Annotated in this window: 13 protein-coding genes; 3 read left to right on the plus strand and 10 right to left on the minus strand. The window is 63.9% G+C overall.

The genetic code is table 11. The features are described 5' to 3' along the window. Positions 1-148: 148 nt before the first annotated feature. The gene (locus tag ACQ4WQ_RS14825; protein WP_436498047.1) at positions 149-1861 is read left to right on the plus strand and encodes a cation:proton antiporter domain-containing protein; all 1713 of its coding nucleotides are present in this window, start codon (positions 149-151) and stop codon (positions 1859-1861) included. A 63-nt stretch (positions 1862-1924) separates the two neighbouring features. Here ACQ4WQ_RS14825 and ACQ4WQ_RS14830 read toward each other — a convergent pair whose 3' ends face one another. Then, positions 1925-3970 (minus strand): oxidoreductase, encoded by a 2046-nt coding sequence (locus ACQ4WQ_RS14830; protein ID WP_436498049.1) that lies wholly within the window; start codon positions 3968-3970, stop codon positions 1925-1927. Positions 3971-4129: 159 nt separating this feature from the next. On the opposite strand from ACQ4WQ_RS14830, the gene ACQ4WQ_RS14835 reads away from it, so the two are divergent. After that, positions 4130-4711 carry an SRPBCC family protein gene (locus ACQ4WQ_RS14835; RefSeq protein WP_436498051.1) on the plus strand — a complete coding sequence of 194 codons (582 nt, stop codon included), beginning with the start codon at positions 4130-4132 and terminating at the stop codon, positions 4709-4711. Position 4712: 1 nt separating this feature from the next. On the opposite strand, the gene ACQ4WQ_RS14840 is transcribed toward ACQ4WQ_RS14835, so the two are convergent. The 4 genes from ACQ4WQ_RS14840 to ACQ4WQ_RS14855 all read right to left on the minus strand — a co-directional run bounded on the left by ACQ4WQ_RS14840 (position 4713) and on the right by ACQ4WQ_RS14855 (position 7281). After that, complete coding sequence (locus ACQ4WQ_RS14840; RefSeq protein ID WP_034752899.1) at positions 4713-5168, minus strand: hypothetical protein; 456 nt, start codon at positions 5166-5168, stop codon at positions 4713-4715. A 42-nt stretch (positions 5169-5210) separates the two neighbouring features. After that, complete coding sequence (locus tag ACQ4WQ_RS14845; RefSeq protein WP_092713338.1) at positions 5211-5651, minus strand: DUF2721 domain-containing protein; 441 nt, start codon at positions 5649-5651, stop codon at positions 5211-5213. Positions 5652-5763: 112 nt separating this feature from the next. Next, on the minus strand, positions 5764-6720 hold the full coding sequence (pip, locus tag ACQ4WQ_RS14850; protein ID WP_436498053.1) for a prolyl aminopeptidase: 957 nt from the start codon (positions 6718-6720) through the stop codon (positions 5764-5766). Between the two features lie 78 nt (positions 6721-6798). Next, entirely contained in the window at positions 6799-7281 is a 483-nt protein-coding gene (locus ACQ4WQ_RS14855) for an Lrp/AsnC family transcriptional regulator (protein WP_034752896.1), read from the minus strand. A 153-nt stretch (positions 7282-7434) separates the two neighbouring features. On the opposite strand from ACQ4WQ_RS14855, the gene ACQ4WQ_RS14860 reads away from it, so the two are divergent. Then, on the plus strand, positions 7435-8055 hold the full coding sequence (locus ACQ4WQ_RS14860) for a LysE family translocator (protein WP_436498055.1): 621 nt from the start codon (positions 7435-7437) through the stop codon (positions 8053-8055). Here the strand turns inward: ACQ4WQ_RS14860 and ACQ4WQ_RS14865 are convergent. The 5 genes from ACQ4WQ_RS14865 to ACQ4WQ_RS14885 all read right to left on the minus strand — a co-directional run bounded on the left by ACQ4WQ_RS14865 (position 7992) and on the right by ACQ4WQ_RS14885 (position 13414). Then, complete coding sequence (locus tag ACQ4WQ_RS14865) at positions 7992-9428, minus strand: tetratricopeptide repeat protein (protein ID WP_436498057.1); 1437 nt, start codon at positions 9426-9428, stop codon at positions 7992-7994. The two genes, ACQ4WQ_RS14860 and ACQ4WQ_RS14865, sit on opposite strands and share 64 nt — an antisense overlap. 119 nt (positions 9429-9547) lie before the next feature. Continuing rightward, positions 9548-10288: an acetoacetyl-CoA reductase gene (gene phbB / locus ACQ4WQ_RS14870; RefSeq protein WP_086137253.1), complete on the minus strand. Its 741-nt coding sequence runs from the start codon at positions 10286-10288 to the stop codon at positions 9548-9550. Positions 10289-10500: 212 nt separating this feature from the next. Next, positions 10501-11679 (minus strand): acetyl-CoA C-acetyltransferase, encoded by a 1179-nt coding sequence (locus ACQ4WQ_RS14875; RefSeq protein ID WP_034783723.1) that lies wholly within the window; start codon positions 11677-11679, stop codon positions 10501-10503. Positions 11680-11890: 211 nt separating this feature from the next. After that, positions 11891-12376, minus strand: a complete 486-nt coding sequence (gene phaP, locus ACQ4WQ_RS14880) for a TIGR01841 family phasin (protein ID WP_436498060.1) — start codon at positions 12374-12376, stop codon at positions 11891-11893. Positions 12377-12505: 129 nt separating this feature from the next. Continuing rightward, positions 12506-13414, minus strand: a complete 909-nt coding sequence (locus ACQ4WQ_RS14885; protein WP_326457928.1) for a LysR family transcriptional regulator — start codon at positions 13412-13414, stop codon at positions 12506-12508. Position 13415 lies beyond the last annotated feature (1 nt).

Consider the following 13415-nt stretch of genomic DNA (forward strand, 5'->3'; position numbering starts at 1 on the left):
GTTCGTGGCCACCTGGACGAAGATATAGCACAGGTTTTTTACGATAAAGCCGCAGGAAATTTTCCGGCAGGGGCTTTGATGCGTTTATACTTGGCCGCTGAGCAACATCTTTTTCTACCCGCACGTCCCCATAAGGAACCCCACACGCATGCCCCATGACATCAGCCTGATCACCACCATCGCCGCCGCCCTCGGGTTCGGCCTCATCTTCGGCTTCATCGCCGCGCGTCTGAAACTGCCGGCACTGGTCGGCTATCTGGCCGCCGGCATCATCATCGGACCGGCCACGCCCGGTTTTGTGGCGGATGCGGAAATAGCGGGACAATTGGCGGAAATCGGGGTGATGCTGATGATGTTCGGTGTCGGCTTGCACTTTTCCATCGAAGATTTGTGGGACGTGCGCAAGATTGCGCTGCCTGGCGCCATCCTGCAGATTGGCGTCGCCACAGCGATGGGCATGGGCCTGGCCCACTGGTGGGGCTGGACCCTCGGTGGCGGCCTGATCTTTGGCCTGGCCCTGTCCGTGGCCAGTACCGTGGTGCTGCTGCGCGCGCTGGAAGAACGGGGCATCCTCGACTCGCTCAACGGCCGCATCGCCGTCGGCTGGCTGGTGGTGGAAGACCTCGTCACCGTATTGGTTCTCGTGCTGCTGCCGGCGTTCGCCAGTGTGCTGGGCGGCAAGGTCGCGCCCGATGCCGAGACCGTCAGCCTGTGGCAAACCCTGGCCATTACCCTGGGGCAAGTAGCCGGCTTCATCATCTTCATGCTGGTCGTGGGCCGCAAGCTGTTCCCATGGATACTGTGGCAAGTGGCGCGCACCGGTTCGCGCGAACTGTTCACCCTGTGCGTGATCGCCGCCGCCGTCGGCATCGCCTACGCCTCGACCAAGCTGTTCGGCGTATCGTTCGCGCTGGGCGCCTTCTTCGCCGGCATGGTGCTGCGCGAATCGGAACTCAGTCACCGCGCCGCGGAAGAGTCCCTGCCCTTGCGCGACGCGTTCGCCGTGCTGTTCTTCGTGTCCGTCGGCATGCTGTTCGAGCCGACCATCCTCATCGACAAGCCCCTGCAAGTGCTGGCCGTGTGCGCCATCATTATCTTCGGCAAGTCGATCGCCGCCTTCCTGCTCGTGATGGCCCTGCGCTATCCGCCGAAAACGGCCATCATCGTCTCGGCCAGCCTGGCGCAGATCGGCGAATTCTCGTTCATCCTGGCCGCGCTGGGCCTGTCGCTGGGCCTGATGCCGCAGGAAGGCCAAAGCCTGATCCTGGCCGGCGCCATCCTGTCCATCGCCCTCAACCCGCTCGTCTTCAGCATGGCCAAGCCGCTGCTGCGCGTGATCGGCAACAGCGATTTCGCCCGCAAGTTCGAACGCACCACGGACCCGCTGGCCGAGCTGCCGATGACGGTGCCGCAGGAAAAGCTCTCGGGCCAGATCGTCCTCGTCGGCTATGGCCGCGTGGGCCGGCGCATCGCCGCCGCCCTGATGGAACGGGGCATCCACTTTGTCGTGGCCGAGGAAAACCGCGAAATCGTCGACCAGCTGCGCAAGCAGGGCATCCCGGCCGTGGCCGGCAATGCGGGCGAACCGGCCGTGCTGATCCAGGCGCACATCACGCACGCCACCATGCTCGTCATCGCCACGCCGGACACCTTCCACGTGCGCGCCATGATCGAGACGGCGCGCGCGCTGAACCCGCACATCCTGACGGTGGTGCGCACGCACAGCGAGGAAGAGGCGGAATTGCTGCGCGCGGAAAACGCGGGCAAGGTGTTTATCGGCGAGCACGAACTGGCGAATGGCATGGCCGAGCACGTGCTGCAGAGTTTTGAGACGGCGAAGAAGGGGCATGGCGGGCACTAAGCCAGCGCCAGCATCCGTTTCATCCAGCAAGCCTGCCCGCTACCCAGCCGGCAGGCTTTCTTTTTACAGGCTGGCGGCCAGCTCCGCCCCTTCCCGTATCGCCCGCTTGGCGTCGAGTTCCGCCGCCAGCGCGGCGCCGCCGATCTTGTGGAAACGGGGACCGCCCGCGGTCAGCGGCTTGCCATCCTTGCCGACTGGCGGCATGAGTTCCGTCAGGCTGTCCTGGCCCGCGCAGATGACCACGTTATCCACCGCCAGCAGGCGCTGCTCGCCGCCCACGGTGATGTGCAAGCCTTGCCCGTCGATCTTGTCGTAGGTGACGCCGGCCAGCATGGCCACGCCGTTGCGCGCCAGCGCCGCACGGTGCACCCACCCCGACGTCTTGCCCAGCCCCGCGCCCACTTTCGACGTCTTGCGCTGCAACAGGAAGATTTGCCGCACGGGATGGGGTGCCACGGGCGCCACCAGGCCGCCGCCCGTCGCCGCGTTCAAGTCCACGCCCCACTCGCCCGCCCACGTCGCCACCGGTTGCGGCAGCGGGTGCGCCGGGTCATGCAGCAGATACTCGCCCACGTCGAAACCGATGCCGCCCGCGCCGATGATGGCCACGCGCGCGCCCACGGGCTTCTTGGCTTGCAGCACGTCCAGGTAGGACAGCACGGTCGGGTGGTCGATGCCGGGAATGGCCGGCAGGCGCACCTTGATGCCGGTGGCGATGATAACGTCGTCATAGCCGCCGGCCAGCAATTGCTCGCGCGTGACGCGCTGGCCCAGGCGCAGCTTGATAGTCGACAAGGCGATGCGGCGGGCAAAATAGCGGATGGTTTCCGTAAATTCTTCCTTGCCCGGTATCTGCATGGCCACCTTGAACTGGCCGCCGACGCTGTCGCTGCTGTCGAACAGGGTCACCTCGTGCCCGCATTCGGCGGCCACGGTGGCGGCTGACAAGCCGGCCGGCCCGGCGCCGACGACGGCCACGCGGCGCGGCACGGCCTTTTTCGCATAGACCAGTTCCGTTTCATGGCAGGCGCGCGGGTTGACCAGGCAGCTGGCGCGCTTGTTGGCAAAGGTGTGGTCGAGACAGGCCTGGTTGCAGCCGATGCAGGTATTGATCTCGTCCGCGCGGCCCGCGGCCGCCTTGGCGACAAAGTCTGGGTCGGCCAGGAACGGACGCGCCATCGACACCAGGTCGCAGTCGCCCCGCTCGAGGATGGCGTTCGCCTCGTGCGGCATGTTGATGCGGTTCGACGCCACCACGGGAATCGTCACTTCGCGGCGCAGCCGGCCCGCCACGCTGGCAAACGCGGCGCGCGGCACGGACGTGACGATGGTGGGCACCCGCGCCTCATGCCAGCCGAAGCCGGTATTGAGAATGGTCACGCCCGCCTGTTCCAGCGCCCTGGCGACCGTCACCACATCGTCCCAGGTATTACCGCCCTCGACCAGGTCGAGCAGCGAATGGCGGTACATGATGATGAAGTCGGGGCCGACGGCGGCGCGGATGCGGCGCACGATCTCCACGGGCAGGCGCATGCGGTTCTCGATCGTGCCGCCCCAGCGGTCCTGGCGCAGATTCGTGCGCGCGCACAGGAACTGGTTCAGCAGATAGCCCTCGCTGCCCATCACTTCGATGCCGTCGTAGCCCGCCTTTTGCGCCAGGCGCGCGCAGCGCACGTAGTCGCAGATGGTGCGCTCGATGCCACGCTCGCTCAAGGGGCGGGGGCGGAACGGCGAGATCGGCGACTTTTTGGCCGATGCCGAGACGACGAAGGGCTGGTAGCCATAGCGGCCCGCATGCAGGATCTGCATGACGATCTTGCCGCCCTCCTCGTGCACGGCGCGCGTCACCTTGCGGTGGTTCGGCACGTCGCCGAGGAAGTTCAAGGTGCCGCCGAACGGCAGCAACCAGCCCTGGCGGTTCGGCGAGATGCCGCCCGTGACGATCAGGCCCACGCCGCCGCGTGCCCGTTCGCGGTAAAACGCGGCGAGCTTGCCATAATGATAAAAACGGTCTTCCAGGCCCGTGTGCATGGACCCCATGATGACGCGGTTGCGCAAGGTGGTAAAACCCAGGTCGAGCGGGGCCAGCAGATGGGGATAGGCAGTCATGGTGATCGGTCCGGTAAGGTGGTTGCAGGCCGTACGGTAGCAAGCATTGCCGCTCGCCGCAGCGACTTTCTCTAGACCGGGAGTTCTAAATCGCCCCGCGCGCCCGCCGGCGATGCGTACAGCTTGTGCCGGGCGGTACTTTCCCGTAGGCTAGGTGACATGAAGCGACTCTTCCTCTGCCTGTTGATGCTGTGCGCCATCCCCGCTACCGCGCTGGCACAGGCAATACGCCTGGACAAGCTGAAGGTCGAGGTCAAGCGCATCGAGGTCGACGGGCAGCGCATGTATGAAGTCGATGCCAGCGGCAGCGTGCAGGCGCCGCCGGCATCCGTATGGAAAACCCTGACCACCTACGAGCGCATGCATGAATTCGTGCCCGACCTCAGTTCCTGCCGCGTGCTGTCGCGCAACGGCAATGAAGTCATCATCGAGCAGCAGGGCGTGGCGCGCTTCCTGTTCATGAACCATGCGATCCACCTGGTGGTGCGGGCCACGGAAACGCCGTTCACCGCCATCGACATCGCCCTCATTTCCGGCGACATGCGGCATTACGAATCACGCTGGAATCTGTATCCGATCCCCGAGACGGGCGGCACGCGCATCGTCTTTTCCAGCCGGCTGATGCCGGGCTTCTACGTGCCCGGCATGCTGGGCACGACCATGATACGCGGCGACATCGAGCGCATGATGGCCGCCGTGCTGGCGCGCATCGACAGCCAGTACGCGGAAAAATCCGGCTGAATTACGCCAGGTAGGTATCGCGGTCGCGGATTTCCGCGAAGTTTTCCAGGCTGCCCAGTTTCACGGTGACGGGGTTCAGGCTCGCTTGCGGCTGCATCGAGCGCCAGGCGAACAGCCATTCCTGCTCGGGCGCCTCGGCGCGCGTCTTGGTGAAGGCGGCGCCCAGGGCGGCGCGCTGGCCGTATTCGACCAGGCCGTCGATGCCTGCCCAGCTGGGCAAGGTGCGCTGCACGGCGCGGTGCAGGCGTTCGCCGAATTCTTCCGTATTGTGGATGATCAAGCAGGCATCGGCCGGGGCGAACAGGTCGAACAATTGCTTGTCCCACACTTGCGAAAAGCTCAGGGTCAAACAATTGCCCGCTGGCGCCAGGCGGAACTGGCCCAGGCTCAGCGCCAGCTCGAGTTCGCTGCGCTGGCCGTAGCGGTGCAGGGTGGGGGGACGTTTGTAATCGTGCATGCTGGACTCGTTCTTCAATAGTAGGGTAGACCGGCGCGCCGCCTAGCGGGGCGGGCGGATATGGCGCCGGATGCGCTGGGCCGTGGCGGCCAGGTAAATTTCGCGCAGTAAATAAATAAAACAGCCGATCAGGCAAAGCACGGCCAGCACAAAGAAGGCCGCGATGTATTTGTCCAGGGTCAGGTTCAGAATATCGCCCAAAAACAGCATGGCAATGATGACGCAGACGAAGAAACCGCACGCCGTGCTCAGCGAAATCGAATAATTGATCAGATGGGTACGCCGATACAGGGTATCTAGCTCATCCATATAGAAATCGTTGTAACCGATGTCGAGCCGGTCTTCCAGCACGCGCGTGCGGTCGATGATGCGGCCCAGGCGGTTGGTCAGCACCACCAGCATGGTGCCGATACCGGTCAGCAGGAAAACCGGCGCAATCGCCAGCTGGATGATATGGCCGATGTCGCCGATCTGTATGTTCATGGATAAAAAGTCGTGGGTTCACACCGGCGCCCGACCCTGGCGCCAGCACAGGCCATAGTGTAGCAGGTGGCGCACGCCGGCTGGCCGCTTTGCCAACCGGCGTGTTGCAAGGTCATGCGAAGCCGCGCCCCGGCACGAAACGCTCGGTGGCGCGCACCAGCGCCGAAGCGATGCCGTGCTCGAGCGCGCCATGGCCCGCGTCCGGGATCATCTCCAGCTGCGCGCCGGGCCAGGCCTGCTGCAGGCGGTAGGCCGACAGCGGCGGGCAGATGGCGTCGTAGCGTCCCTGCACGATGACGGCCGGCAAATGCGCGATGCGCCCGATGTTGCGGATCAATTGATCTTCCTCGAAGAAACCGAGATTGGCCATGTAGTGCGATTCGAGCCGGCCCACGCCCAGGTCCAGCGCATCGTTCGGCGCATCTTCCGGCTGCGGCATCAGGTACACGCGGCGGCCTTCGAAGCGGCTCCAGGCGCGCGCGGCCGGCCAGTACACGGCGGGGTCGCTGCTGAGGATGCGTTGCACGTAGGCCGCCAGCAGGTCGCCCCGTTCCTCGAGCGGAATGGGGGCGGTGAATTCCTCGTACAGTTCCGGATAAAACCAGCGCACACCGTCGATGAACCAGTCGATTTCCGCCTGCGTGCACAGGAAAATGCCGCGCAGCACGAAACCGAGGCAGGCCGCCGGATGCGCCTGGCCATACGCGAGCGCCAGGGTCGAACCCCAGGAGCCGCCAAACACCAGCCATTGGGCGATGCCGAACTGGGCGCGCAGGCGTTCGATGTCCTCGATCAGCAGCTGCGTCGTGTTGTTGCGCCATTCTCCCAGCGGCGTGGACTTGCCCGCGCCGCGCTGGTCGAACAGGATCACGCGGTAGCGCTGCGGATCGAAGAAGCGGCGGTGCTGCGGCGACAGGCCCGCGCCCGGGCCGCCATGCAGGAACAGCACGGGAATGCCGTCGGGGTTGCCGCACTCTTCCCAATAAATGGTGTGGATGTCATCGACCGCCAGCATGCCGTGCCGGTTCGGCGTCAGGGCGGGAAACAGGGGTGACAAAGAATCGGGCATGGCGGTCCTTGGAATGGCGGTCAGGGCGCCAGGCACGATTCCTGGCAACTGTTCCAATTATAGTGCGCCGCCGCCGGCTCAGGCCAGCAGCAAGGGCAGGCGGTTCGACGACTTGATTTCACGCATCGACAGGCTGGACTGGATTTCCGCCACGCCAGGCAGGCGGCGCAGCACGGTCGAGACGAATTCGCCATAGGCTTCCAGGTCGCGCGCCACCACTTGCAGGAAATAATCGGCTTCGCCCGCCACATTGTGGCACGACAAGATTTCGGGAATCGTCGCGATGGCTTGCTCGAACTGCGACGGCTGCTCGCCGCCATGGTTGGCAAACACGACGCGCACGAACGCCACCAGGCCGATGCCCAGCTTCTTGCGGTTGAGCAAAGCCTGGTAGCCGGTAATAAACCCTTCCTCTTCCAGGCGGCGCAAGCGGCGCCAGACGGGGGTTTCGCTCAGTTTCAAGCGCTCGGCCAGGCGCGCATTCGACAGCCTTCCTTCATCCTGCAGCAGCCTGAGTATCTGCAAATCGGTGGCATCGAGGCTAACTTCTGAAATTTTCATCTAATTTTTGTTTTTATACGAGTGGAATCTACCCGAATACTAGGGCATGCAGGGCAGGAAAAGCAAGCACATTTCATCGCGTCAAGAACATAATGGGGCCCGGCGAGCAGGCTGCAGCGTGCGCAGGCTCCCGCTTTTCTTTTCGACTGAGCCATGTCCGATTCTACCTTCCTGATGTACCTGCTGGCATTGGCCGGCGCCTTTTTATTGCCGGGTCCCGACATGGCGCTGGTGCTGGCGACGGGCGCCGCGCGCGGCGTGGCCACGGCACTGGTGACGGCCGTGGGCATCGCCGGCGCGCGCGCCGTGCACGTGGCGCTGTCGGGCGCGGGCCTGGCGGCGCTGATGGTGACGCATCCGCAAGCCTTGCAGTGGGTCAAATGGGCGGGCGCCGCGTATCTGCTGTACCTGGCGCTGCGCCTGCTGCAGTCGGCCCTGTCCAGCAAAACGGCCCAGGAAACCGCGGCCCCCGCCACGGCGCACAGCGCCCGTGCCAGCCTGGTGCGCGGCTTCCTGACGAATCTGCTCAATCCGAAGGCACTGCTGTTTTGCAGCATGTTCTTGCCGCAGTTCGTCGCCGGCAGCGACAGCGTCGGCCTGCAATACCTGCGCCTGGGCGCCATCCTGGTGCTGGTGGGATTGCTGTTCGACGCCATCTACGCCGTGCTGGCCGCGCGCCTGGCGCGCCGCCTGCGCGGTAAACCCTCGCCTTACGGCAAGTTCGTGCTGCCCACCGTCTTCGTGCTGCTGGCCGGACGGCTGGTGCTGGGCTGAACTGTCGGCGGCAGCGGCGCCCCGCCGGCAAAGAAGGCGGGGTAATCGTTCAGCAGGCTGCGCTCGAGGTCGTTGACCTTGCGAAATTGCCGCAGCGCCGGCGCCATGGCCCGTCCCGCATCCCAGCTGCGCCAGGCATTGGCCGCGTCGAACTGCGCCAGCAAGGCGTCGCCCAGGTCCTGGTACACGGCCGCCATCTGCGGTTTTGCCTGCAGCACTTGCAGATACAAGGCCGTCGCTGCCGGCCATTGCCCCAGCTTGGCGCGCAAATTCCCCTCGAACAAGGCCAGCACGGGCTGCTCCATCCCCGTTTGCGTCCTTAACTCTTGCACGGTGGCCAGCGCGGCCCCGATACCCTCCTGGTCCTTGGCCAGCAATCCCCGCGTCAAATCGTGGATGGGCTGGCATGCCTGCATGGCCAGCTGCTGCTGGGGCGTGAGCTTTTCCACCAGCGCACCCGTGGAAAAATGGTCTTCCAGCATGGTCAAAAAAGCCTCGAAGGGCTGGTCGGCGGCAAACAGCTTTTCCGCTTCGGCGCGCAGCGCGGGATGGACCTGGGGTCCCGGCGGCGGCAACCGCGCCGCCTGCGCCAGCACTCTTTCCAGCGGGGGCGCATCGGCCGCCAGCGGACGGGGCCGGTAGGCGGCCAGGGCATACGTGGCGGGCGCACCCGCCGTCATGGCGCTGATGCGGAAGTGGCGCGTCACCGAGCCGCCCACCTCCTGGTAGTGCAGGGTAAAGTCGGCGGGAATGCGCTTGCCATCGGCTAGCATCTTGAGCAGCAGCGGGTGGCCGCCCCAGGTGTAGCGCAGGTACTGGGCAAAGGCCGTGGCGTCGTCGCCGCTGACGGGGCTGCCGGCAATCCCCAGGCGCAGCAAGGGCTGCCCGTCGAGCGACCACAGCACGGCGCCGTCGAGCACTTGGGGCTGCAGTGCGCCACGCCGCTTGTTGTCCAGCACCGACAAAGCCTGCTCCTCATACACGCGAGGCGTTGCGTGCTGCTCCAGGCCGCCCGCCTTCAGCATGCCGGCGAGCCCCTGCCGGTGGTGCAGCTCGGCGGCGCGAAAGCCCGCCACGTCGAACAGCGAATACGTGTCGTAGGTGGATGCCGCCATATCGATGACGTGGCGGCGGCGCGCGGCGAAATCGAGCATGGACAAGCGATTTCCATCACGCACGCTCAGGTAATGCGGGCCCAGCACCACATCGCTTTCCTGCGTATCGCGCGCGGGCAGGCTGGTTTTTACGCCGGGCTGGTTGACACGCTCGGTAGTCACCGTGACGTGGAACGCGACGCTGGCCTGAACCGCGGAAGTGCCCAGGAGAAGGATGGCGGCCACGCTGGCGCGGCGCAAGGCAGGAACAAGGGACATGGAGAATGATGCGGTGAAGAAATGCTGATTTTAAGGCAAAGCACGCGCTTGTCCCGTTTTGCTGGCAAGCGTAAAAAAAGACAGCCGCAGCTGTCTTTTCTGTTTTACCTCAACAACGATTACGACATGTGCTGGCCGCCGTTGATCGAGATATTCGCGCCCGTGACGAACGCTGCCTCATCGGAAGCCAGGTAGGCGACCAGGCCGGCCACTTCTTCCGGCTTGCCCAGGCGCGCCATTGGAATTTGCGGGATGATTTTGCTGTCGAGCACTTCCTGCGGAATCGCCATGACCATCTTGGTGCCGATATAGCCTGGCGAGATGGTATTGACGGTGACGTTCTTGCGCGCCACTTCCAGCGCCAGCGACTTGGTGAAACCATGCATGCCCGCTTTCGCGGCCGCATAGTTGGTCTGGCCGAAAGCGCCCTTCTGGCCGTTCACGGACGAGATATTGATGATGCGGCCCCAGCCGCGTTCCACCATGCCGTCGCAGACGGGCTTGGTCATGTTGAAGACGGAATCGAGGTTGGTGCTCATCACGGCATCCCAGTTCGTCTTGTCCATCTTCTTGAACGTCATGTCGCGCGTGATGCCGGCGTTATTCACCAGCACGTCGACAGGACCGATTTCCGCTTCCACGGCCGCCACGCATGCCGCGGCCGAATCGTAGTCGGCCACGTCGCACGGATACGCCTTGAAATCGTAGCCCATGTCCTTGGTCGTCGCCAGCCATTCCGCGACCTTCGGATTGCCTGGGGAATATGTGGTCACCACGCGATAGCCGAGCGCCGCCAGCTTGAAACAGACCGCTTCGCCCAGACCGCCCATGCCACCAGTTACCAATGCAACTCTTGCCATTTTCATCCCCTCAGTGTCGTTCTATTGCTAAAAAGTTAATTATTTAGTGAAACCAACCCAGTTCCGCCGAGAATTACAGCGGCGTAGCGCACCGTACCCAAGCGTAGCGAGCGGCGATGATTTGTGGCCAAGAAGCGCAACCGTGCACTGGCACGGTGAGCATCGCAGGCCGCAAAGCGCGCCGCGCAGTAGCTTGGGTCCGGCGCTAGCGGTTAATCCCGCTCGATGGCGAGTGCTACGCCCATGCCGCCGCCGATGCACAATGCGGCCAGGCCTTTCTTGGCGTCGCGGCGTATCATTTCGTGGATCAGCGTGACCAGGATGCGCGCACCGGACGCGCCGATCGGGTGGCCGATGGCGATCGCGCCGCCGTTCACGTTGATCTTGCTGGTATCCCAGCCCATTTCCTTGTTGACGGCAATCGCTTGCGCGGCAAACGCTTCGTTGATTTCCATCAGGTCCAGCTCTTCATGCGTCCAGCCGGCTTTTTTCAGGCACAGGCGCGATGCGGAGACAGGGCCCATGCCCATGACGGCCGGATCCAGGCCCGAGGAGGCGTAGGCCTTGATGCGTGCCAGCGGCTTCAAGCCCAGTTCCTTCGCTTGCGAGGCGGACATCATGATCACGGCGGCGGCGCCATCGTTCAGGCCCGATGCATTGCCGGCCGTGACGGTGCCATCCTTGGCGAACGCGGGGCGCAGGCCGGCCAGCGATTCCAGGGTCGAGCCGGGCTTGATGTATTCATCGCTGTCGAAGACGACGGTGCCTTTCTTGTTGGCGATTTCCAGCGGCAGGATTTCATCCTTGAACTTGCCCGCTTTTTGCGCCGCTTCCGCCTTCAGTTGCGACTGCAGCGCGAATTCATCCTGCTCGGCGCGCGTCACTTCATATTTCTTGGCGACGTTTTCCGCCGTGATGCCCATGTGGTACTGGTTGTACACGTCCCACAGGCCGTCGACGATCATGGTGTCGATCATCTTGAAGTCGCCCATGCGGAAACCGTCGCGCGAGCCATTCATCGCATGCGGCGACGCGCTCATGTTTTCCTGGCCACCGGCGATGATGATGTTGGCGTCGCCGCACTTGATCGCTTGCGCCGCCAGGTGCGTGGCCTTCAGGCCGCTGCCGCACACCTTGTTGATGGTGAATGCGGGGATGGAGCTGGGCAAGCCAGCCTTGATGACAGCCTGGCGCGCGGCGTTCTGGCCGACGGCAGCCGTCAGCACCTGACCCAGGATCGCTTCGCCGATCAGGTTAGGGTCGATGCCAGTTTGTGCCAGCAAGCCCTTGATTACATGCGCGCCCAGTTCGGACGCAGGAATCTTGGCCAGGCTGCCACCGAATTTGCCGACTGCGGTACGGCCGGCGGCCACGATTACGACATCATCCATTTATTTCTCCGATATGCAGGCCACGAGGGCCAGGGTCAAGGTGTTAATACAATCCAGTGAATCCGGGAAGACGCAGCACGCTGCGTTTCATTCTAGCGCGGCATGCGCCGCAGTTCCAGCGCCGCACCGCAGGCGGCGGCGATGATGGCCTGCTTGCGGTGGCGGCGGGCAACCTGGCGCGGCGGATAGCCGCTGCCGGGCTGCAACACGCTTAGGCCTGGCGCGCAGGACGCGTGTTTTTATTTTTATCATACCCTTCATCGGCACCGCCGAAAGTGGTTTTTAGAAAATTATTGAAGGGAATAATCAGGGGTACGGGCGTTTGCTTTACCACCTGCAACAGCTCGCCAAATTTTTGACGCGATGCAGCAAACTCACCCTTTGTCACGGTGTCGAATTTCTCCTGGGTTTCTTGGGCAACATCCTTTGCCTGGCGGCCATATGCGCCGATGCGTTCGATGGCCAGCTGCGACTGCGTGCGCGACAGTTGCAGCAGCGCTTGCGGATCCTTCGCGGACAGCAGCTGATTGCCCGCTACCGTAGCGGCTGCCAGCGCCGCGCGGGCCGCATCGAGCTGCAATTCCAGCACGCTGGCGCCGCTGTCGACGGCAGCCTGGACATACGCTTGCGCGCTGATCAATTGCGCTTCCACCACGGCCTTGCCAGCCAGTGCCCATTGTTCGGAAAATGAAAACATGTCGTTCCTCCCCAAAGAGTAGACGGCGCCATGTTGCGCCGCACAGTGCTCAACTGTAAGCGGTGGTTCATTGCTGAACCTTGATATTTATCAAACTTTCCTGTTGGTTTGTTTCCAACCCAACGTTGATCAGGACAACAACTTGATACCGTCCAGCGAGGCAGCGCACTGCTCGCGTATCACGCTGACAAAATCGCGCACATACGCCTTGTCCTGTAACTGCTCCGGCACGGACACATACAAATCGCTCCACAAGCCGTGCTCGCCCACCGGGCGCGCCACCACATAATCGTAATCGACGTAATTCTTGATGGCCCAGTTCGGCAAGGCGGCGATGCCGCGCCGGCTCGCCACCAGCTGCAGCACGGCCACCGTCAGTTCGGCCGTGCGGCGCTCAAACTGGATGCCGGCTGGCCGCAGCACTTCGCGGATCAGGTCGATGCGCTCTTCCGGCACGGGATAGGTAATCAAGGTCTCGCCCGTAAAATCGCTCGCCGCGAGGCGGCGCTGCGCCTGCAGCCGGTGCTTCTGCGCCATCACCACCAGCATTTCAAAGCGGAACAGGGGAAACACGGCGAAATCGGGGCCATACGGCGAGCCGATCACGAGATCGGCCTCGCCCGAGCGCAGCAAGTCCGCCGGCTCGCTGTGAAAGCCCGACACCAGGTCGATTTCCACTTCCGGCCAGCGCTGGCGGAACGCATCCATCACGGGCATGAGCCAGTCGAAGCAGGTATGGCATTCGAGCGCCACGCGCAACTGCCCCTTGTCGCCCTGCGACAAACGCGCCACGTCGCGCTCGGCCAGCTCGATCTCGGGCAAGAGCTTGTCGGCCAGCTCCAGCAGCCGGCTGCCCGTGGCCGTAAACGCGATCGGCACCGACTTGCGTTCGAACAAGGGCGCGTTATAGCGCTCCTCCAGCAAACGGATCTGGTGCGACAGCGCCGACTGGGTCAGATTCAGCAATTGCGCGGCGCGCACCAGGCTGCCGGACGAACGCAGGGCACTCAGGGTGCGCAGGTGGCGGATTTCTAGCATC

Source organism: Janthinobacterium goodfellowi, from assembly GCF_051380695.1.
In the GTDB taxonomy this organism is placed as follows: Bacteria; Pseudomonadota; Gammaproteobacteria; order Burkholderiales; family Burkholderiaceae_D; genus Janthinobacterium.

Coding starts and splice junctions, on each gene's coding strand:
- ACQ4WQ_RS14860 (WP_436498055.1), top strand. CDS start 7,435: ATGTCCGATTCTACCTTCCTGATGTACCTGCTGGCATTGGCCGGCGCC.
- pip (WP_436498053.1), bottom strand. CDS start 6,720: ATGCCCGATTCTTTGTCACCCCTGTTTCCCGCCCTGACGCCGAACCGG.
- ACQ4WQ_RS14845 (WP_092713338.1), bottom strand. CDS start 5,651: ATGAACATACAGATCGGCGACATCGGCCATATCATCCAGCTGGCGATT.
- phbB (WP_086137253.1), bottom strand. CDS start 10,288: ATGGCAAGAGTTGCATTGGTAACTGGTGGCATGGGCGGTCTGGGCGAA.
- ACQ4WQ_RS14865 (WP_436498057.1), bottom strand. CDS start 9,428: ATGTCCCTTGTTCCTGCCTTGCGCCGCGCCAGCGTGGCCGCCATCCTT.
- ACQ4WQ_RS14825 (WP_436498047.1), top strand. CDS start 149: ATGCCCCATGACATCAGCCTGATCACCACCATCGCCGCCGCCCTCGGG.
- phaP (WP_436498060.1), bottom strand. CDS start 12,376: ATGTTTTCATTTTCCGAACAATGGGCACTGGCTGGCAAGGCCGTGGTG.
- ACQ4WQ_RS14875 (WP_034783723.1), bottom strand. CDS start 11,679: ATGGATGATGTCGTAATCGTGGCCGCCGGCCGTACCGCAGTCGGCAAA.
- ACQ4WQ_RS14840 (WP_034752899.1), bottom strand. CDS start 5,168: ATGCACGATTACAAACGTCCCCCCACCCTGCACCGCTACGGCCAGCGC.
- ACQ4WQ_RS14885 (WP_326457928.1), bottom strand. CDS start 13,414: ATGCTAGAAATCCGCCACCTGCGCACCCTGAGTGCCCTGCGTTCGTCC.
- ACQ4WQ_RS14830 (WP_436498049.1), bottom strand. CDS start 3,970: ATGACTGCCTATCCCCATCTGCTGGCCCCGCTCGACCTGGGTTTTACC.
- ACQ4WQ_RS14835 (WP_436498051.1), top strand. CDS start 4,130: ATGAAGCGACTCTTCCTCTGCCTGTTGATGCTGTGCGCCATCCCCGCT.
- ACQ4WQ_RS14855 (WP_034752896.1), bottom strand. CDS start 7,281: ATGAAAATTTCAGAAGTTAGCCTCGATGCCACCGATTTGCAGATACTC.